Source organism: Bowmanella dokdonensis (genome assembly GCF_017254865.1).
In the GTDB taxonomy this organism is placed as follows: Bacteria; Pseudomonadota; Gammaproteobacteria; order Enterobacterales; family Alteromonadaceae; genus Bowmanella; species Bowmanella dokdonensis.
Map to the genome: position 1 here is coordinate 1 of NZ_JAFKCV010000238.1, position 329 is coordinate 329.

Here is a 329-nt window from a genome sequence, read left to right on the forward strand (position 1 = left end):
ATCTGATACACCTTTTTCTGAAAGGAGGCCAGATCCCTGGCATCAGCACTGGACGAACCAATCCGGGCACTAACCGCTTTAAGCAAGTCACGGTCAGAGATAACGCCCAGCAAGGTTTTACCGTCCACCACTAATACATGGTGGAATTTGTGCTTTTGAAATATCTCGTGCACCCGATATAGATTGTCATCCATCTTGACCGTCACCACCGGGGCACTCATTATTTTGCTAACTTTCACCCTTTTGCCTTCCAGAACAAAAAGTTAACAGCCCTTAGCGGCACTATAACGAAACCGTAGAATAACCGCTAGTAGATTAATCGCCGTCCT

The 329-nt window shown here is 46.5% G+C and carries 1 protein-coding gene; it reads right to left on the bottom strand.

Going from position 1 to position 329, the window contains the following annotated elements:
* The coding region (locus J0A66_RS22385; protein WP_206576031.1) for a CBS domain-containing protein at positions 1-239 on the bottom strand (239 nt) is incomplete at its 3' end.
* Positions 240-329 lie beyond the last annotated feature (90 nt).